17 protein-coding genes are annotated in these 18,179 nt (G+C 53.1%); 4 read left to right on the top strand and 13 right to left on the bottom strand.

Features of this window, described 5'->3' with window-relative positions:
* Positions 1 to 6: 6 nt before the first annotated feature.
* Together QN377_RS19255 and QN377_RS19250 are read right to left on the bottom strand one after the other, a co-directional pair.
* Positions 7 to 1,233 (bottom strand): efflux RND transporter periplasmic adaptor subunit, encoded by a 1,227-nt coding sequence (locus QN377_RS19255; RefSeq protein ID WP_003444054.1) that lies wholly within the window; start codon positions 1,231 to 1,233, stop codon positions 7 to 9.
* A gap of 87 nt (positions 1,234 to 1,320) precedes the next feature.
* Positions 1,321 to 2,544, bottom strand: a complete 1,224-nt coding sequence (locus QN377_RS19250; protein WP_228795938.1) for a TolC family protein — start codon at positions 2,542 to 2,544, stop codon at positions 1,321 to 1,323.
* 547 nt (positions 2,545 to 3,091) lie between these two features.
* Here QN377_RS19250 and QN377_RS19245 point away from each other — a divergent pair.
* Together QN377_RS19245 and QN377_RS19240 are read left to right on the top strand one after the other, a co-directional pair.
* Complete coding sequence (locus QN377_RS19245) at positions 3,092 to 3,766, top strand: heavy metal response regulator transcription factor (protein ID WP_003444058.1); 675 nt, start codon at positions 3,092 to 3,094, stop codon at positions 3,764 to 3,766.
* Positions 3,763 to 5,199, top strand: coding sequence for a heavy metal sensor histidine kinase (locus tag QN377_RS19240; RefSeq protein ID WP_095018414.1), 1,437 nt, complete (start codon positions 3,763 to 3,765; stop codon positions 5,197 to 5,199). Before QN377_RS19245 ends, QN377_RS19240 begins: the two co-directional genes overlap by 4 nt.
* 136 nt (positions 5,200 to 5,335) lie before the next feature.
* Here QN377_RS19240 and QN377_RS19235 read toward each other — a convergent pair whose 3' ends face one another.
* Together QN377_RS19235 and QN377_RS19230 are read right to left on the bottom strand one after the other, a co-directional pair.
* Entirely contained in the window at positions 5,336 to 6,247 is a 912-nt protein-coding gene (locus tag QN377_RS19235; protein WP_016779308.1) for a cation diffusion facilitator family transporter, read from the bottom strand.
* A gap of 66 nt (positions 6,248 to 6,313) precedes the next feature.
* On the bottom strand, positions 6,314 to 6,418 hold the full coding sequence (locus tag QN377_RS19230; protein WP_228795940.1) for a hypothetical protein: 105 nt from the start codon (positions 6,416 to 6,418) through the stop codon (positions 6,314 to 6,316).
* A gap of 700 nt (positions 6,419 to 7,118) precedes the next feature.
* On the opposite strand from QN377_RS19230, the gene QN377_RS19225 reads away from it, so the two are divergent.
* Complete coding sequence (locus QN377_RS19225) at positions 7,119 to 7,418, top strand: hypothetical protein (protein ID WP_050901279.1); 300 nt, start codon at positions 7,119 to 7,121, stop codon at positions 7,416 to 7,418.
* 335 nt (positions 7,419 to 7,753) lie between these two features.
* Here the strand turns inward: QN377_RS19225 and QN377_RS19220 are convergent, their stop codons facing one another.
* From QN377_RS19220 to QN377_RS19205, 4 genes are all read right to left on the bottom strand, one after another.
* Complete coding sequence (locus QN377_RS19220) at positions 7,754 to 8,110, bottom strand: hypothetical protein (protein WP_003444074.1); 357 nt, start codon at positions 8,108 to 8,110, stop codon at positions 7,754 to 7,756.
* A 49-nt stretch (positions 8,111 to 8,159) separates the two neighbouring features.
* Positions 8,160 to 8,561 carry a DUF6957 family protein gene (locus QN377_RS19215; RefSeq protein ID WP_003444076.1) on the bottom strand — a complete coding sequence of 134 codons (402 nt, stop codon included), beginning with the start codon at positions 8,559 to 8,561 and terminating at the stop codon, positions 8,160 to 8,162.
* Between the two features lie 113 nt (positions 8,562 to 8,674).
* Positions 8,675 to 9,403: a metallophosphoesterase family protein gene (locus QN377_RS19210; RefSeq protein ID WP_016779305.1), complete on the bottom strand. Its 729-nt coding sequence runs from the start codon at positions 9,401 to 9,403 to the stop codon at positions 8,675 to 8,677.
* 144 nt (positions 9,404 to 9,547) lie between these two features.
* On the bottom strand, positions 9,548 to 9,928 hold the full coding sequence (locus QN377_RS19205) for a hypothetical protein (RefSeq protein WP_169870192.1): 381 nt from the start codon (positions 9,926 to 9,928) through the stop codon (positions 9,548 to 9,550).
* A gap of 244 nt (positions 9,929 to 10,172) precedes the next feature.
* Between QN377_RS19205 and QN377_RS19200 the strand changes: the two genes are divergently transcribed.
* Positions 10,173 to 10,637, top strand: coding sequence for a helix-turn-helix domain-containing protein (locus QN377_RS19200; RefSeq protein WP_228795880.1), 465 nt, complete (start codon positions 10,173 to 10,175; stop codon positions 10,635 to 10,637).
* Positions 10,638 to 10,749: 112 nt separating this feature from the next.
* Here QN377_RS19200 and hrpB read toward each other — a convergent pair whose 3' ends face one another.
* The 5 genes from hrpB to QN377_RS19175 form a co-directional block, all read right to left on the bottom strand.
* On the bottom strand, positions 10,750 to 13,284 hold the full coding sequence (gene hrpB / locus QN377_RS19195) for an ATP-dependent helicase HrpB (RefSeq protein WP_016779303.1): 2,535 nt from the start codon (positions 13,282 to 13,284) through the stop codon (positions 10,750 to 10,752).
* A gap of 99 nt (positions 13,285 to 13,383) precedes the next feature.
* Complete coding sequence (locus QN377_RS19190) at positions 13,384 to 13,806, bottom strand: hypothetical protein (protein WP_029611212.1); 423 nt, start codon at positions 13,804 to 13,806, stop codon at positions 13,384 to 13,386.
* A 177-nt stretch (positions 13,807 to 13,983) separates the two neighbouring features.
* The gene (qatC, locus tag QN377_RS19185) at positions 13,984 to 15,252 is read right to left on the bottom strand and encodes a Qat anti-phage system QueC-like protein QatC (protein ID WP_016779301.1); all 1,269 of its coding nucleotides are present in this window, start codon (positions 15,250 to 15,252) and stop codon (positions 13,984 to 13,986) included.
* Complete coding sequence (qatB, locus tag QN377_RS19180) at positions 15,249 to 16,142, bottom strand: Qat anti-phage system associated protein QatB (RefSeq protein WP_029611211.1); 894 nt, start codon at positions 16,140 to 16,142, stop codon at positions 15,249 to 15,251. Before qatB ends, qatC begins: the two co-directional genes overlap by 4 nt.
* A complete protein-coding gene (locus QN377_RS19175; RefSeq protein ID WP_016779298.1) occupies positions 16,123 to 17,994 on the bottom strand; it encodes a KAP family P-loop NTPase fold protein in 1,872 nt (623 codons plus the stop codon). The genes qatB and QN377_RS19175 overlap by 20 nt, the downstream gene beginning before the upstream one ends.
* Positions 17,995 to 18,179 lie beyond the last annotated feature (185 nt).

The following is an 18,179-nucleotide window of genomic DNA, read 5'->3' as shown; positions in this document are numbered from 1 at the left end:
GGCGGATCAGTGGGCGTGTTCAGCCGAGGCTTTACCCAGTTCTGATTTCAGAATGAAGCTGCCGGCAGCAGCGACTTGAGCTCCGGGCTCCAGGCCCTCTGTGATCTCAGCCAGACCTGCTGCACGACTACCTATTACTACTGCTTGCGCCTTAAACCCGTCATCAGTTCGAACGAAAACTGTTGGCCTATCCTCGACCGTCTGGATTGCTGCTTCTGGTACTGCGACTTTCGCCAGCCGGGTATCGGTATCAACCAGTACGGTTACGAACAGCCCGGGACGCCAAGCCCCTTGCGGATTCGCTATGGACACACGGACAGTGGCGGTACGAGTCTGCTCACCCAGTAAACTCCCAACGTAGGCCACGGCACCCGTAACTTCCGCATTCAACTCAGCGGCACTAACCGTGACAGACTTGCCCACCAGGACTTTGCTCAAATCCTTAGGGGAAACGCCAAAAGTCACCCAAACATGCGACAAGTCCGAGAGCGTAAAAGCATTGCTGGTTTCACTGACAACCTCACCAAGGCCCAAGTGCTTTTCGACCACAACGCCATCGAACGGTGCACGCAGCTCATACCGGTTGCCACCACTGATCACCGAGCTGCCACTAAGTACGCTGATTTTTTGTCGGGCATTACTGACAGCGATTTCGGCCTCTTGCAGAGCCTGACGGGCTTGAAGGAAATCCTGTTCGGCAGAGATTTTGTCCTGCCATAACTGGCGTTCACGCTCGTAGGTAGTGCGCGCCAACTCTAGACGACGTTGCGCTGCGGCTTGCTCACTGCGCTGATCAGAAATTTGTTGACTGGCAATCACGGCTAGTAGCTGACCTTTTTTCACTGTTTGGCCAAGATTGACATGTACCGACTCGACGACACCAGGAACCCGGGGTACCACATGCGCAGTACGGTCTTCATCGAAACGGACTTCTCCAGGAAACGGCAATGAGAGGCTGATGCTCTGTTCCTTAGCTTCGATTAACTGAATGCCGGCAGATCTGATCTGATCGTCGCTCAGAGTCAGGTGACCTTCTTCTGCTTCCCCTTCTTCATGCCCGCCATCAACTGACTCCTTGGCCGCACCCTCGTTGCTGTGATCAGCATCGTGGCCCTGCTCTTCTTGCGTCTGTACGCCGGTGGACGCTGTTGACGTGCTACCCATCCAGAGCGAACCAACACATATGCCCACCGTGAGGGTCAGTGCGGTGACAAGGATTTGTTTTTTATCCATGGGACTCCCTACGCAGCTCAGTGGGCAGTCACGGATTACCGTGGCACTGCGATGCTGAGTAGCGGTTAAAAAAGTGTTATATGAAATTCAAGGGGTATGAGTGAGCTTGTCGACATCACCGAAAATTCGCTCGATACGCACCCAGGCGTCTGTCGCCTCGGCAATGGCCTGGATGTACTGGCCGCGCGCGCTGATTAAGGTGCGCTGGGCATCTAGCACATCTAGGAAGTTGAATTTCCCCATTTCGAAACCACGGGTAGCGGTATCTACAGCACTTTGCGCGGCAGGCAGGATGGTTTGATTGAACGACGTGATTTCAGTGTTCGCTGTCTTCCACTGAGCTAGAGTGGTCTGAATTTCTGTGCGCAGGCGTAACTCGCTGGCATTGCGAAGGTCGCGGGCCTGATCAGTTCGGCGGGCGGCTGCCAACACATTGCCCTGATTACGATTGAATAATGGGATGGGCATCGACAGCCCTACGACATTCACGCGCTCACGCTCCCGTTCATCGTATTGGCTACCTAAACTTACGGTTAGGTCAGGAATGCGCTGGGCTTTCTCCAAGCCAAGTGAGGCTTCACGCTGGTCAATTTGCAGCTTTGCCAACCGTAACTCCGCAGTCTGACCGATGCGATTAAGGAGCAGCGAAGGTTCCGGTACAGTTGGCATTGGCTGACTTGAATCACTTACAGACGCAAACGCCGGCAAAGGCACACCAATGACTCGAGCGAGTTGTTGATAGGCATTTGCCTCCTCTCGCTCTGCCCGTTTCAGCTCTAGGCGTACCTCCGACAACTGGACTTCTGCTCGCGTACCTTCAACAGGCGATGACTTGCCACTACTGATGCGACCTTGAGCTACATTCAAGCCACGCTGTGCGAGCTCAAGTGATTGACGTGATAACAGCAACCTTTGCTGAGCCGTAGATGTGTTGTAAAACGCCTGAATGACATCGGCACGTAGAACATTACGCTTGCGCTCCAATTCAATCTCGGCTGCATCTTGCGCTCGACTTGCCACTTCGATCCTAGCGCCTCGCTTACCACCAAGCTCGATCGGCTGATTGATCATCACCGTCGTAGTGCGCGAATTACGCCGGGTATCCTCAGCCTCCCAAGACAACTCAGGATTGGGAATCAAGCTCGCCTGCTGCCGATCTCCCTGAGTGATACCAATTTCCCACTGTGCTGCCGCTAGGTCAGGGTTGTTGGCAAACGCCATTTGAAGCACTTGATCCATTGTCAGCGCCTGTGAAACCGAACCAGCGGAAAAAGCCGTGCCTGATAGTGCAAACGTGCAACTTAGGCCTATTACCAACAAGGATTTTATGGTACGCAAGGGGGTAACTAACTTTCTAAGCCAACGCAATTTTATACTTCCTTTAAAGCGAATTTTCTCAACGTGATAACTGTAGAGTTCTTCATCTATCAACAAGGTGACTGAAGAATTACAAATATGTTATCCAGCTCTACTGCTGTAGGTTTTGCTCTAATATAGGAGGTGTTAAAAAAGAAAAACTTAAGGCGGAAATATGATGAAACAAAAATTCAGCAATTATCTGCCGAAGCGCACTTGTCGAATTGGGGTATTCATATGAGCTCTCTATGGATATATAGCCTATGGATTATTTCCCGCGACAGATTGTCGCAACCCTAGCTTTGGCGCCTCAAAACCGCAGCTTTGGCTTGACCCTAAAGCAGCTACAGGCTTTAGAGTGAAGGCTGTCATCTCGTAAGTTATTCAAACCATATGAAGATTGAGAATCTTATAAAAAGACAATACCAATCAGAAAACCACAGTATACGTTTATTACTTTTCTGAACCCCTTTAACTCTAGTCATTAAGAAGGTGAAATGTTATGCGAATCCTTGTAGTTGAGGACGAGCTCAAAACTGCCGAATACTTACATCAGGGACTGACTGAAAGTGGCTACATTGTTGATCGTGCGATAAATGGCGCGGATGGACTACATCTGGCGCGCCAACATGTTTATGATTTGGTGATACTTGACGTTAATCTTCCCGAACTTGATGGCTGGGGTGTTCTTGAACGTCTACGACAAAGCAGTAATGCCCGGGTCATGATGTTGACGGCCCGAGGGCGCCTAGCGGACAAGATACGCGGACTAGATTTGGGTGCCGATGATTATCTGGTTAAACCGTTTGAGTTTCCTGAGTTACTTGCACGGGTACGAACCCTGATGCGACGCAGTGAGCACATACCTGTCCCGCAGGTACTAAAAGTAGCCGACCTGGAACTAGACCAAGGACGTCATCGTGCTTTTCGCGGTGAGCAGCGCATAGATCTAACAACCAAGGAGTTTGCGCTGTTGCACTTGCTGATGCGCCAGACTGGAGAAGTGCTTTCTCGCACCCAAATCATTTCACTGGTCTGGGATATGAATTTTGATTGCGACACTAACGTTGTCGAGGTTTCAATCCGTAGGCTGAGGGCCAAAATAGATGACCCCTTCGATAACAAGTTGATCCACACCCTTCGCGGTGTTGGTTACGTATTAGAGGCGCGAGTATGAAGCCGGTCAGCCTGTCAATGCGACTAGGTTTGACAGTAAGTATCTTGGGGGCGTTGTTGGTAGTTTTTTTGGCTGTCTTGGCCTTTTTTGCGCTGACGCATGAGCTGGATAAGTTGGCAAAAAACAGCCTGATCAATAAGATGGAGCAGGTTGAACATAGCCTCTCGCTATACGATGACACGGCCGACGTAAATTCAAAACCGCATTCGTTACTGGATCAAGTCATGGGACATGACAATCTGAATCTGACCATCTATGATCTGAAAAACCTCAGGACGCCCTTACTGAAATTTGGGCCTGGATTGTCGGATCCGCGGACTGAGTTGAAAGCTGCGACTGCTGCCGTTGACAAGGTTTCCTATTCCACCAATTCAGATGGTGAAGGTCGACACTTCCTTACCGCATCCAAGCTCATCCCATTAAAGAACGGTGTAAGCGTTCCCGTATTGCTGTCGATGGATTGTGCGAACGATGAAGCGCTGCTCAGCGCGTACCTTAGGTCGACGATTATTGCACTACCGCTTTTACTAATACTCATCGGAGCAAGTGCTTGGGCCGTAGTACAACAAGGACTTTCTCCACTGAGAGAGTTCCGGAAGGTCGCCGCCATGATCTCGGCTCAAGATCTCAACCATCGACTTTCTGTTGTTAAAATGCCTCAGGAGCTTAGTGAGTTGGCTCATGGCATCAACTTCATGCTGCACCGGCTCGACAGCGGTATTCAGCAGTTGTCGCAATTTTCAGATGACTTAGCCCATGAATTACGATCCCCGATCACCAATTTGATGGGCAAGGCCCAGGTTACCCTTTCTCGGGAGCGTCCGGCAGAAGAATACAAAGCTGTGCTGGAGTCATGCACCGAGGAGTTGGGGCGTGTCACGCGAATTGTCTCGGATATGCTCTTCTTAGCTCAGGTCAGCCATCCCGCGGCACTTGTCCCGTTCGAAACAATCACCTTAGAAGATGAAGCATTTAAGGTGGTCGATCTGTTTTCACTGTCTGCGGAAGAGAAACGTATCACCCTGAATGTTACCGGAACTGGCAAGACGATTGGCGACAGGTTAATGATACAGCGAGCAATATCCAATCTATTGTCCAACGCAATTCGCCATTGCCCTGCGGGACAATCTATTTCAATTGTTATTGAAAACTATGCCGAACAGGTATCGCTACTTGTAGGCAACCCTGGAGCAGGAATCGAACCTCAGCATCTGTTGCACTTGTTTGACCGCTTTTATCGGATTGATACAAGTCGCTCGCGTGCTGAAGGTGGCACTGGTCTTGGCTTAGCTATTGTTCGATCGATCATGAACCTCCACCAGGGAACTGCGGATGTTCAAAGCATGCCTGGCAGCATGACCGTTTTCAGGCTGAGCTTCCCAAACCTCGACGGACAGACCACTTGGCAACAGGCTAGAAAGGTTCAAGGGTAAATTCCCGCAACAAACCTGTGCAACCCTCCCTGCACCACTGGACATGCGCCTGTGGTCAGGTTTTTTAATGTCCGCTGAGTTCTGAGTAAATCGCAGCAACCCCTACTCCGACATGAGATGTTTGCAAGATCCCGCTCTAGTGCTGCATGCCTTCGTTTTCTTCAAGCGCTGCATGAAACTGCAAGTTTTCCAGTTGAAGAGTCGTATGGCTGATATGGAATACCTCGCTCATCAGCCGAGTCACCTCAGCCAATATATCTTGCTCAGATCGGGAGCTACGCAAGATTACAAGGTGAGCACTCATGACATTCTTGCCGCTGGTCAGGGCCCAGATATGCAGGTCATGGATATCCTCAACGCCTTCAACCGCCCTGATGCACGCTTCCACTTCAGCGATATCGATGCCATCCGGAACCCCTTGCAACAGGATGTTCATGCTTTCTTTGAGCAAAACCCAGGTTCTGGGAAGCACCCACAGGCCGATAGCTGCGGCAACGATCGAGTCAACCCAAGTGAATCCGGTAAAACGAATGATCAATGCCGCCCCTATTACGCCCATGGAGCCCAACATGTCGCTCCATACTTCTAGGTACGCGCCTTTTACGTTAAGACTTTCGGCACTGGCAGACATTAGCAACCGCATTGAAACAAGGTTCACAACTAGTCCGATCACTGCGACGATCAGCATCCCTGTCGATTGGATTTCTGTCGGGGCTTTAAACCGCTGATAAGCTTCATACAAGATGTACACCGCCACCATGAACAACAAAATCGCGTTAAAAGCAGCTGCGAGGATCTCAAATCGTGCATAGCCGAATGTCCGCTTTTTATCCGCAGCGCGTTTGGCAATTTGAATAGCTATCAATGAAATAGCCAAGGCAGTGGAATCGGTTAGCATGTGAGCCGCATCGGATAACAACGCCAAGCTGCCTGTCACAAAAGCCCCAATGACCTCCGCGATCATGAAGCTTGTCGTTAACACCAAAGCGATCCACAATTTTTTCTCGTGTCCTGCACGAGCTTGACCGTGACTATGACCAGCGCTCATATGACTCTCCATGCGGGTGAAAGGATGCGGCAACTACTCAAAAGATCGTCAGCGGGTCAATCTTCGTCAAGAAGAGATTTCGGTTTTGGAGAGAGGCATCAACTGAAAAGCGCTTATTTTGGCACGACCTGTGTTCCCCCAAGGCACCCATACTCTAGAAAATAGCAGCACTGCAAATACGCGTATTATTTGTACCAAAACTTCCCGAAACCCCACCTGTCATGATGCCTACGCGCAACATCCAAACATGGGATTATGTATGCAGGAGGGTACGACGTTACGTAAGGATATGCGCACGTTCCAGCCAACAGTAGCCGCCCCCATAATCCTTGGAACGAACCGCTATACGGGCTTCGCCGAAGCCCTCATGAAGGTCTGTCGTCTCCCCATGGATCGAATTTGTCCCCATACCTAGCGTGTAAGGCGCGATTGCGTTCGATCCGCCTAATCCACGGATCGTAGTCCTCTGGCAATGCGGCGAGATTAGCGCTAATGATCATTTGCACTGTTTCGTCACGCAGTAACCTACTGGTCAGCTCGCGGCATTCGCCACGCGTCACCACACCATAAGCGGCGTGATTGTCTTTAACGTAGAGATCGGTCATTCCTACCCGCATATGGCCATATTTGTGTACGTCATCCGGGTAGATGTCCTCTAGGCTGAGATATCCCATACCAACTCCGGGCTAAGAATGTAATCGCTGAATAACACTGCCTGTACGCTCCGCAATGTTCAAAGGTGCCACCGATAGCGTGCACCATCATTGAAGTCGTCCCTTCGCGCCAGCGCCTACAAAAACCAGCTCACAACAAGCGACTTAGTGTGCGCATGATAGCCTCAACTCAGTTATCACCGTTCCGAGAATTCGCTTTGAACACACCTGACGCACTTGCCGATTTCAACACACTTATCAACGCACCGAAATTTTCCGACGACCCCGTTGGGAACCGCCAGAAGAAGCGGTGGCAGCTCATTGCTGGCGACATTTTCAAAAGCACTTCCATCGAAGCCCTGCTGGAGGCGAGAGGAAAAGCTGAAGGCTACATCCATGGCTTGGTGGACGCCGGGCATATTTCAACAACCGATACCGACCGCGACTATCTAATCCTGTGCGCGATTCGTAGGCGCCGTGGTTTTTTGCAACAGCTGCTGAACGAGCTCGGTTACTGAGCTAAGGCGAGCGTTACAGGACAGATGCCGCTTGAAGCGCTCCGCATGGTGGACTCGGAGCGCAGCAGACTAAAACCGTAAGAGGCCTAGCAAGCGAAAGTTCAGAGGTTTGAGGGAGCTCGAGCAATGAGCTTGTCCTGAATCGACAGCCACTCCTCCATTGAAATGAACACCGCAGTCCTGCGTTCTCCATCAACGAAAACTGGTTTGCGAGTCGTGATCACCTGGTCGAGCAACTCGTCAAAATGGGCTATTGCCCTAACGACTGACCATCGTTCATCTGGCATATGACACGGCCCTACCAGGTTATCAAATGATGGCTTTCATACTACCGATTAGGATCTATCGGCGGACTGGAGAAGCTTCAAAAAGCTAGCTCTGCCCAGGTCTCGCCTGAAGCTAGTGATGACGTAATTACCATCTTGAGTCTCGAGCAACCAAAACCGGCCCTCTTTTCTCGCTGACTGAATTTTACCTGTGAGAAGAATGGAACCATCCACCCTGTGGTATGCATCGTCACGCTTCGAATGGTCGAAGGACACCCCGACGCATGTGTCATCTGCAATAAAAGCGTCGCTGATGAATGCCGTGACAGGCACCGTGTATTTGCGAAAGCTTGCTCGCACCAAACGGTGCAGCTGAAATTCGCTGACATCTTTACTATGAAATTCCAGCTCAATTACTTCAGGCATCCAACTCAAGCTCCAAAACGACCATGAATACACCGTCGGCCAGCATCGCTCACCCTACCTTCATTGAAAAAGCGGCACCAATGCCAGCCTCTTTTCTCAGTCCAGGCCCAAGCAGGAGATAGACAGTATTTTTGGTTTCAAACATGTAAGCGTTGGAAGACACGCCGAAATTACTGCGTACCCACATGGTGGGTTGAAATCGATTACGGCTATCGAGCACGACCTCATGGGCGAACAGGGTCGCGGGCAATAGACCAAGCCCGGTGAGTTTTTCCTTCTCCGCAGGTGTCACAGTGAGGTCGATCAGGATCCACTGCTCCACAACACAGAAGGCTTTGCCAGGGAAGGCGTTTGCGGCCAATGCAATTAGTTCGTCCTGGGTGCCCTGCCAGCCAGGCATCTCTTCCCCTACGCCGTAAAGCAGCTGCGAGATTTCATTTAAAGTGACCATTCACAACCCTCAAATTCGCTCTAAATACCGACCGTTCGAGCAATCTCATACCCGCTAGTTTTGATCTAGCGACTACGAGCCTAAAGCATGGAACTGCAGAGAAATACTCACCATCAAACCTCTACCAAGCACTCAGGATCGAAGCCTGTACTTTGCCCCCGATATCCGCGCGGATTTGAAAACACTCGGCACCCGTTCTTAAGGAAGTCTGCTGCAAAATGCGTGTGTCCATGTATCCACAGATCAGCCTTACTAAGTAGCTCTGACCAATCGTTCGCATAGGCTGCAGCCAGATGTCCGGGGTGATCGTCACCCAGACGATCCAACACTGGTGCATGGTGTGTGACCACCACTGTTTTGCCGTCGAAAGGTCTATTAAGCTCTTGGGTTAACCATCGGTGAGCCCTCATTGATTTCGCGACTAGGTCATCTGGACGCAGGCGTCTGTAATCCAAGTCGGCTCGAATCACCAAGAAATCGTTCATCGAATCCCAAGCAACGCGCTTTGCCGCAACCACATCACCAGTAGCCGAATAATCCGTCCAGGCCGTTGTGACCAAAAAGCGTGTGCCATCGAGAATGAGCATCTCGTTTTCGAGTACATGCACATGGGGCAATGCAGCGTTTTTCATCTTTCGCAGTGTGTGACCTATGTGGCCGCCGTAATATTCGTGATTGCCACACACATAGATAACAGGGCACTGGAATGTGTCGTTCGCCCATGAGACTCCACGCGATTTGATATCAATATCGCCGGCGAGAATCACTACGTCCGCGTCGCTGGTAGGAGGTTCGAATCGCGAGAATTCGTTATGCAAATCTGAATAAATTTGCAGCTTCATAGCATTTTTCTCTTTATGTAGCAGCAGTAGCTAACGAGCCCACTCGCAGTTCCATGCCAGCCTAGTGCGACCGCTGATGCGCCGTAAAAAGATTAAGTGACATCATCCAGAGTCACAGCCATGTGTCCTCCTGATCATGGAACTTCATTGCCTTGCGCTCGTGTAGATCCGGCCTACATCCGTTACGAACTCGTAGACCGGATTCCTTTCGGTACCGGCCTGAATCCGAATATCGGATAGAGGCTCCATGGTGTATGAGCCCTGATTATTCTTTGCAGGCGGCTGGATAAGATGGATTTTGCTCACGCTCAGGAAATTACCAACCTCTGCTGCGCGCATCATTTGGATGGTGCTCACATCCGTGACGAGATGCGCAACCGGGCCTATGCATCCATCCTCCCATCCCATGCCTTCGATCAGAAATGAGTATTCACAACGACTGATGTCCACTGATCTCCAGAGCATCCGAACACTCTCCGGCGCTTTAAATTGCCCCTGCAGTTCACTGTTATAAGTTACAAACACGGCAAAAAACCCAGTCCTTGCCCTGCCAAACCTTTGATCGGCTTAGCTCAAGGCGATCCTCTAGATAAACGCTGCTAATACATTTGGCAGCCAGATAGGGAAGCTGCTGAAGCATCCCCAATTTGCGGGTCAGCGCGCCGCCCATTGAATGGACATGATAAGGAAGCAGCTCACCAATAACAACATATGATATTTGGTGGGCCTACACGACTGTGGCTCTATTCTTCCTTTTGAGATACTGAACGTGAAGGAAGAGCTAGCCATCACCCTACGCACCATCCGGAAACTGAAAGGATTAGGTTATGAAGCCCTAGCAGGGACTATCAGCCAGAGCAACCTAAGCTTGCTGGAACAAGGGAAAATCCAGGCTACGCTACCGACCCTTGTAAAAGTGGCCGAGACGCTCGGTATCAACCTTCTTACGCTCATGGCGTTGTGCTTGGCGATCCGTGACAAAGAATCTCCCGAGTCCGAGTTGAAAAAGGCGCAAAAGGAACTCCTTTGCTTCATAGAGTCGGGGGGACTCAATATCATGGAGGATCAAATGCAGGATGGCGCGTTGAAAAAGCGCGGTCGTGGCACTCGAGCGAACGCCCAGAGCGTCAGTGCTGTGATTAGCCTGAGAAAGCAGGGCAAGACCCAAGCGGAAGCTGCCCGTGAACTAGGCCTGCCCACATCGACGGTTCAGCGGTATTGGCAGAAGGACTGATCCTTCGGGGGATGACCTTTGACTGCGCCACGCTCCATCAACTGCCAACCGGTAAACAAGCTCTCATTTCGCAGAGTTATAATACGATACCTATAAATTGCCTGAAGCCTAGCTATGTTCCTCTCGGTTTAGCTCGTGCGGTAGCTTCCGCGATCAAAGGGTCATCAGGCCAAAAATGCTTTGGGTACCTACCCTTTAAATCCTTCTTCACCTCGATGTAGGTCGACGCCCAGAAGTTCGCCAAGTCCTGAGTAACCTGTACCGGACGGCGTGCCGGTGACAGAAGATGCAGCTTGAGCACCTGTCGTCCATTCGCAATGCGTGGCGTATCCAATTGCCCGAACAGCTCCTGGAGTCGCACTGCAAGAACCGGAGGTCGCTCACTGTAGTCGATTCGAATATTCGATCCAGACGGTACCGAAACCGTCTGGGGCGCCTGGGAATCAAGCTGCTGCGGAAGAGGCCAGAGCAGAAGGTTGCGCAGGACGGACGATAAGTCGAGCTGGCCAAAATGACTGAGGCGAGTGACTTTACCGACATATGGCCCCAACCACTCTTCCAGGGACTGCAGCAATGCCTCATCACGTAGGTCAGGCCACTCACTTCGGTTACCCGACTCTTCATCCAATATGCGCAGCAACTCCACCCTCGCCTGCCACTGGCGAAGCTCGGGCGTCCAGGGCAAAAGCTCCAAACCCTTACGACGAACAAAGTTAAGCAACGCCTGTACACGAGCCTCATCGCCCAGGTTGGCCAGTTGTGAGCGGGACAAAATCAACTCCCCTACTTTCACTTGTCGCTCAGCGCGCAAAGCACCTTCCCGCTCATCCCAGTAGAGCTCGTCCACCTGGGTAACCTGTTCTTTCAGCACAGTCTCGAACAATGCTTCGTCCAAGTCGGCCGCGAGGTAGATTCGCTCTTCCCGCTGCCCCTGTCGGCTACCCAAGTCAGCGATCACCAGCCACGAATGCTTCATCAGCACATCGGTCTCGGTGAACATCGCCGCACGACCATTCGCCAAACGATACTCAGCCCCGCCAGCGCGGCGCTGTTGCGCTACCCGATCGGGATAGGCCAAGGCCAGCAGGCAGCCCACCCATTGAGGGTGGTTTGAATCAGCGACTGGCTGCGATGCTTGGCCGCGCAAGAATGACCGATATTGCCTAGCGAGTTGCTTCGCGCGTTGGCCCCCCCCTTGCTCCCCGCGCTGTGCTCTCTGCTCACCGGACATGATGGCCAAACGGCTGTGAAGGTCTGCTCCACCACCACGCTGAATATCGCGCTCGCCGAGCAACGCTGCAATGTTACACGCCGTCTCAGTCAGACCCAGCTCGTGACCTCGCAATAGGAGATGAGCAATCCGTGGATGACTCGGCAGCTCTGCCATAGCTTGCCCGTGCTTTGTCAGTTGCCCATCTGGTTGCAACGCGCCAAGGCGCCGAAGCAAATCGCTCGCTTGGGAGTAAGCAGCTGCGGGCGGAGCATCAAGCCACTTCAGGTCACCCGGCTGCACGCCCCACTTCGTCAATTGGAGAGCTAAGCCTGTGAGATCTGCCTGCTGAATTTCAGGTGAACTGAAAGCGGGAATCTGATCATGCTGGGCTTCAGACCAGAGTCGATAGCACACACCTGGCTCGATTCGGCCTGCTCGACCAGCGCGCTGAGTTGCACTTGCTTTGGATATGCGTTGAGTGTCCAAGCGGGTCATACTGCTGCGAGGGTCGAAGCGAGGAACCCGCTCAAGTCCTGCATCGATAACGACACGCACACCGTCGATGGTAATACTCGTCTCAGCGATGTTCGTTGCCAGTACTACCTTCCGCTTTCCTGATGGGGCAGGATCAATCGCAGCCCGCTGCTGATTCAGGTCGAGCTCGCCGTGAAGAGGGCAAAGAAGTACGTCAGGCTGAAGGGATGGAGAGTTGCTCAGAGCCTCTTCCAAGCCCGTCACGACTCGACGAATCTCCGCTTGGCCTGGAAGGAAGACCAGCACGCTGCCGGTCTGTTCAGCGAGCGCATCCAAGCACGCACTGATGACTCGCGGCTCGATGTACTCACCCGGCTGTTGGGGCTTGCTCCAGATCGTCTTAACCGGAAACATCCGGCCCTCGCTGGTCACGATTGGAGCATCATCAAGCAAGCGCGATAGCCTCTCCCCTTCAAGTGTTGCCGACATCAGCAGCACCTTCAGTGGTGCATCATCGCGGAAGAGTTCGCGGCCATTGAGAGTCAGAGCTAGGGCTAGATCCGCATCCAAATTTCGGAGGTGGAATTCATCGAAGATCACCAAGCCGACACCGTCGAGAGAAGGATCGCTCTGCAGACGGCGCGCCAGGATCCCCTCTGTCACCACCTCAATTCGCGTCTTCGGCCCGACCTTACTATCCAGGCGAATGCGATACCCAACGGTCTCACCGACCTTCTCACCAAGCTCACTGGCCATTCGCTCCGCAGCTGCGCGCGCTGCAAGCCGTCGTGGCTCGAGCATGATAATCGTCTGCCCTCGCAGCCAAGGCTCGTTGAGCAAAGCGAGCGGGACGAGCGTCGTCTTACCGGCACCTGGCGGTGCTTGGAGCACCACTTCATCTCGTTTGTGGAGGGCTTCAAGAAGAGCCGGCAACGCGGCATTGATCGGCAATGAACTCATGTGTACTCCTGCGACATGCGGGGCAGTATACAAAGGTTCGTCTGGTAGCGGCTCTGCGTGGCAGATTACTGGCCAAACCGGCCCGCTACCCGCCATTCTTCAGTTGCTGAAGAAGCCTTTTGCCACATCCAGAATCCCGCCCGAAACAAACAAACCAATAATGATTTGCTTATGCTCGGCGAAGAAACTCCACTCATTCAGTCCTAAGCCAACCCCGAGAAGAAGGCTCGTAATGAGCATGTATCGCCACGTTGGAGCGAAGATCTTGACGAGATTTGCAACCGAAGTGTGCTTGATGAATTCATCGACATGCTCATTGTAAGCACGCCCCAGGATGACAGCAGTCACAAGCAGAGCACCGGCCAATCCAAGTGCCATCCACTGGGTTAGCGGAACAAAAAACAACGCGCCACTCCCCACAAAAAGCCATTTACCAAGCGCGGCGAGCTTCTGGCTGTAATCCTGCGCGACCTGCTCAAAGCACCACGGCATACGCGGATCGAAAAACCCAGCATCCAACATGCACTTCTCCACAGCTCTCATTAATGTCGTAAAAAGGTACTCCCTAGCTGACTTACCAGCGCACATCAGCCTTCACGGCCTTGTAAAGGTCAACCCGTGAGGTTACCTATGTCGATGCCGCACTTGAAGCACAGCATCGACTCGCACTGAGCTTTACGAGGCGTTGCGATGAATCAGCTAGGTGATTTGGTAGGCCCGGTGCAGGTGGCCAAGCTCGTTCAATCCTCTAGCAAGCATCGCATTGTAGCCAGCTCGATCCTGGATAAAGGGCGAAAAGAGACAATGTCCCAGCCAGTGCTCAAATCCCTCTTGGGCAACATTGGCTAACGCCATGCCAACAGATCGCACGTCCTCAAACTTCCCGTGCTGCAGATCATCCTGACTTAGGTTGTCGTAAACATACCGGGTGTCGTCGCCTATCGCAGCCCAGCGTTTGAAGGAAGCACGACGCACCTGGCAAGGCACACACCGCCCACAGTGCTTGTAGCCGAAACGTTGGAAACGCCCGCAACTGGTTGAGGCCACAGCATGCTCTTTGAGCAGCTCTTGGTTTCGGCATGCGGCGAGCATTTCACCCTTGGTCATTAGGGCATAAGGGTTTCGGATTTGCACATTGATGCTGGCAGCATCAAAGATCTGTTGGAGCCGTCCAAGGTACTCAGGATGTGCTGTTCTTGTGCTCAGGCTCCCCAACCTCGACATCGTTAAGGGAGGGTTAATGGCAATGAAGCCGTTCTCACAGATGTAGAGTGGGACTGTCTCACCCCGATGGTAACGATCAAGCGAGGTCGCCACCGCAAGTCCAAATGCCAAGAAAATGATTGAGCGCGCACGCTGCGAAGGCTCTTGTTGGCCAGGGGACTTGGTAACGTGATTGAGGCCAATCCGGTTCAAACCCAGGCTCTTCGCGAAGGTGGCCTGCTTCTCTCCATCGCCTCTCACAATCTGGCTAACCGCGTAAGGCTTCACGCCCTGCTCCACCAAGTCGATGGCACCAATCAAGCTGTCTAGCCCGCCCGACAGCAGCACCACTGAATCTTCGCTTGGGTGCAAGGCCTGCAGCTGAGCAGGAGGGCCAAAACCGCCCGCATGGAAAGAAAGCGTCCAACGATCCGTGGTGAGGAAACGCAAAGCCCCTTCAAGTGCTCGCGCCTGGCTATTCCAGAAAACCGTATCCTGAACGGCGATCTCGAGATTGATCACGCGCGTCCAAGCATCAGCGCTCTTTGCCCGAATAGCAGTGAAGTCTGCCGCCACTACCGCAAGCGCAATGCTTAGGAAATCCCAAGCTTGGGGATTGATCTCCAGGTGGGCTTTCTCCAGAAGCTCTCGAGCATAACCACCTACGCTTACCTGCCCTTTCTCTGCCTTGCCGTAGATCACCACCTGAATGGCATCTTCGGCGCCCGGCACACTGAAGCCAACTGGGCCGCACACGAATTTCATTCTACGTACCCCTCAAACACTTCAAAGGTGTCTTGCAACGCTTGCGTGACCATCTGGGATATTCGACCCGTGGTCAAACGCGCACTCGATGCAGCGATCTTGCGGAACGATGCGGAGACGCACTCTCTGATGTAATCCTTGATCTCCTTCAAGCGACGCACTGCAATGGACGCCGACTTGGCCTTTTCCTGGATAGTTTTGCCTAGGTCGAGCTCAAACCGATGGAACACGTCCATCGCAGTAAAACGCTCGATGGCAAACTCCCGCTGCTCAACCGACAGATTGAGTAGATCGGCATCTGGATAACGCACTAGAACATCAGAAAGCGAGCCTCGAATGGAAGCACGCTCGGCCTCTGCATCTTGGGTACCGTCCACTGGACGCACCGCTTCAACCAGCGCATCCATGACCTCAGAAGCAGATTTGCCCTGCCACAGGGCAGGATCAAGCACGGCTGGGCCGGTTTGATTATTACTACCAGCGACAGCTTCCAGCGTGTTGCCAAACACACCCGCGATCGACGCAGTGCCGCCAAAGCGAGCAGTGGTGGTTTTGGCGCCGCCGTACCCATGACGCACATACTCCCGAAGGCTCTTGCGCAAGCTACCGCGATCACCATTGCTCGCGTAGTCGCCAAGGCCACGTCGGGCACCACCGAATCGCCCTGGCGGCGCTAGGGGTGGAGGTGCCTGCGGCATTGGTCTGGGATCATCGACAACGTCATCGCCGTCTTTAGGCTCGTCCTTATCCGGTTCAGGTGGCCCATCGTCATGAGGGTCATCCTCCGGAGGCTCTGGCGGCTTAGAAGGTAACGGCGGCAGCGGAGGTGTCCACGGTGGTACAAACGGCAGGCCTTTTCCAGGCCCATCGTTATTTTGTGAGGTTCCCATCGAATTTCCTTATTGCAGCCTTCACCGGCCCGCTGACGTCAGCCGTCAGCCAGAATTCGTACACCGACTTTGCCCATGTTTCATCGGTTAGCTTCGGCACAATACCCGCTTGGATTTGGGCAGGCGGACGCTCCTTCAGAAATGCAGCCAGTCGATGCCCCTGCTGGGCATCAAGCCGTCCAACAACCAGCAAAGCTTCAAGAATGTCTGGGACGCCCCACTCTTGTTCACCGCCCGCCTTATCCAGGAGGCGATCCATCAGCACGTTGATCTCGACCGGTGCGATGAGCGCCAACCGGCTTTTGAGATGCATGGCCATTCCCGGCGTTTCGAGTAGCGCGGTCAGCAACTCCGCTGCTTCCGACGAAAGCCGATCTTCGTCCGTAATGATCGGCGCATGCTCACGACTGACGTAAATCGCTCCACGCAGGTCTTTGTCCGCCAATGCAGGAGGCAGAGCTAGCCACTCTTTCACGAAAAGCTGATCCCAGGGCTGCAGCAGTGACAGATTCTTGCCTTTTTTGATATCCGCTTCCCACTCGCCGAGCATGGCTGGCTTGCCATTTTTATCGGTAGCCACGGCTTTCATCAGTTCCTCGTAAGCCTTGGGATTGCCGCTTCGCTCGAACAGCATCAGCTTAACCAGCACAGCCTCGTCGACACCGACACCTTGGGCGCGAGAGATGCTCATCCGGATAGCTAGGGCGTTCAGGAAACGCTTGATGAGTCGGGGGTTACCCTGGATACCAGAAGCCGACGTCATGACAGCGGCCAGGCGCTCAGCAGTGTCAAACTTGCCGATCAGCTCTGTTGGGTAGTCGTTGTACAAGCCTTGCATAAAGGCGCGATCTACCCGACTACCCTGCCAAGTTGTCCGAAGCTGCCCGCGTACTTTGATACGGATTTCTTCGAGCACGTCCTTGGGGAGCGTGCTGTTCTCCAAGAACAGCATCATCATGTAGGCCCTGACTTCCTGGGTGCCCAGAGGAGGAACCCTAATCGGCACCTGAATCAGCTTGTCGAAGTAGCTGGTGACGAGGACATCGTCAGGCACACCGCTGAAGTGCTTGCGAACGGCGTGCTTGATCATCTCGTTGTCAGCGGCAATCACGAATGCCGTGTTGCGCAGGAACAGGAAGAGTCGGATGGCTTCCAGTGTAGAAATCGTCGTTTCGGGTAGACAGCGATCCAAGTCGTCGATCAGCACGACCAGCGTAACACCCAGATCATCCAAGATAGCCTCAAAATTATCCCTGAGCGCTTGAATCTCTTTCGGTGGAGACTTCTTGGGAGGCGCGCTATGAAAGAGTTTCTCAGCCTCCTGCTTGGCCTGCTCAGCAGTGTCGTGCAGTGTTTCAATCGTGTCCTGATCAACCGTTCCGGATCGAAGTCGATCAACCAGCCCGATGATCTCGCCCAGCAGCCCAGGTGTCGGTGCACCAGTCGCAAACGAAATGGCCGTGCTGCTGGCGAGCTTCGCAGCACGCAACCAATCGACACGTGATACCAACTCAGCTGCTTTTTGCAGCCCCTTTGCTCGCTTCTGGGCCTCAGCCTCTAGGCGTGATGCGATCACATCCATTAGGGCGGCTCGGGCGTCGTCGTAGCCCTGGTATAGCCACGCATTGAACTCGACGAACACGAAGTCCTTAGCCTGCTTCTCATTGCGCTCGGGCGGGTCTTTAAGGGACGCCTGGATCAGCTTGATCATCGACGACTTGCCCGCTCCCCAAGCACCGGACACGCCGATGGAAATTGGACGGCCGTTCGCCTGATAGACGATCTCGGCAACTGTGTCAGCAACCCCAGAGAAATTAAGGAAGTCTACTTCCGTCTCGTTATCAACCCACATAGCGACCCTCCCTGGAAGTCTTTGACGTGAAGCGATGGCAACAACGCGCCATAGTAGCCCTCGCGCTGAGCAATTGGCCACTACCACAGCGTTTCGGGTTGTGAGTTCTCACCCACTTTCAGCGTTCGTTCAGCCTGAAGATGGCGAGAGTAGTATCGCTTGAGATCTGTCTCTTATACACATCT

The organism is Pseudomonas sp. CCC4.1 (assembly GCF_035019225.1).
Lineage (GTDB): Bacteria > Pseudomonadota > Gammaproteobacteria > Pseudomonadales > Pseudomonadaceae > Aquipseudomonas > Aquipseudomonas bubulae.
The sequence above is the reverse complement of the archived record's forward strand: the minus strand, read 5'-3'. Positions and strand labels throughout refer to the sequence as shown.

Excerpts from the sequence above, each read along its gene's own strand:
- QN377_RS19255 (WP_003444054.1), bottom strand. The coding sequence starts at position 1,233 with ATGGATAAAAAACAAATCCTTGTCACCGCACTGACCCTCACGGTGGGC.
- QN377_RS19245 (WP_003444058.1), top strand. The coding sequence starts at position 3,092 with ATGCGAATCCTTGTAGTTGAGGACGAGCTCAAAACTGCCGAATACTTA.
- QN377_RS19240 (WP_095018414.1), top strand. The coding sequence starts at position 3,763 with ATGAAGCCGGTCAGCCTGTCAATGCGACTAGGTTTGACAGTAAGTATC.
- QN377_RS19235 (WP_016779308.1), bottom strand. The coding sequence starts at position 6,247 with ATGAGCGCTGGTCATAGTCACGGTCAAGCTCGTGCAGGACACGAGAAA.
- QN377_RS19220 (WP_003444074.1), bottom strand. The coding sequence starts at position 8,110 with ATGCCTGAAGTAATTGAGCTGGAATTTCATAGTAAAGATGTCAGCGAA.
- QN377_RS19215 (WP_003444076.1), bottom strand. The coding sequence starts at position 8,561 with ATGGTCACTTTAAATGAAATCTCGCAGCTGCTTTACGGCGTAGGGGAA.
- QN377_RS19210 (WP_016779305.1), bottom strand. The coding sequence starts at position 9,403 with ATGAAGCTGCAAATTTATTCAGATTTGCATAACGAATTCTCGCGATTC.
- hrpB (WP_016779303.1), bottom strand. The coding sequence starts at position 13,284 with ATGAGTTCATTGCCGATCAATGCCGCGTTGCCGGCTCTTCTTGAAGCC.
- QN377_RS19190 (WP_029611212.1), bottom strand. The coding sequence starts at position 13,806 with ATGTTGGATGCTGGGTTTTTCGATCCGCGTATGCCGTGGTGCTTTGAG.
- qatC (WP_016779301.1), bottom strand. The coding sequence starts at position 15,252 with ATGAAATTCGTGTGCGGCCCAGTTGGCTTCAGTGTGCCGGGCGCCGAA.
- qatB (WP_029611211.1), bottom strand. The coding sequence starts at position 16,142 with ATGGGAACCTCACAAAATAACGATGGGCCTGGAAAAGGCCTGCCGTTT.
- QN377_RS19175 (WP_016779298.1), bottom strand. The coding sequence starts at position 17,994 with ATGTGGGTTGATAACGAGACGGAAGTAGACTTCCTTAATTTCTCTGGG.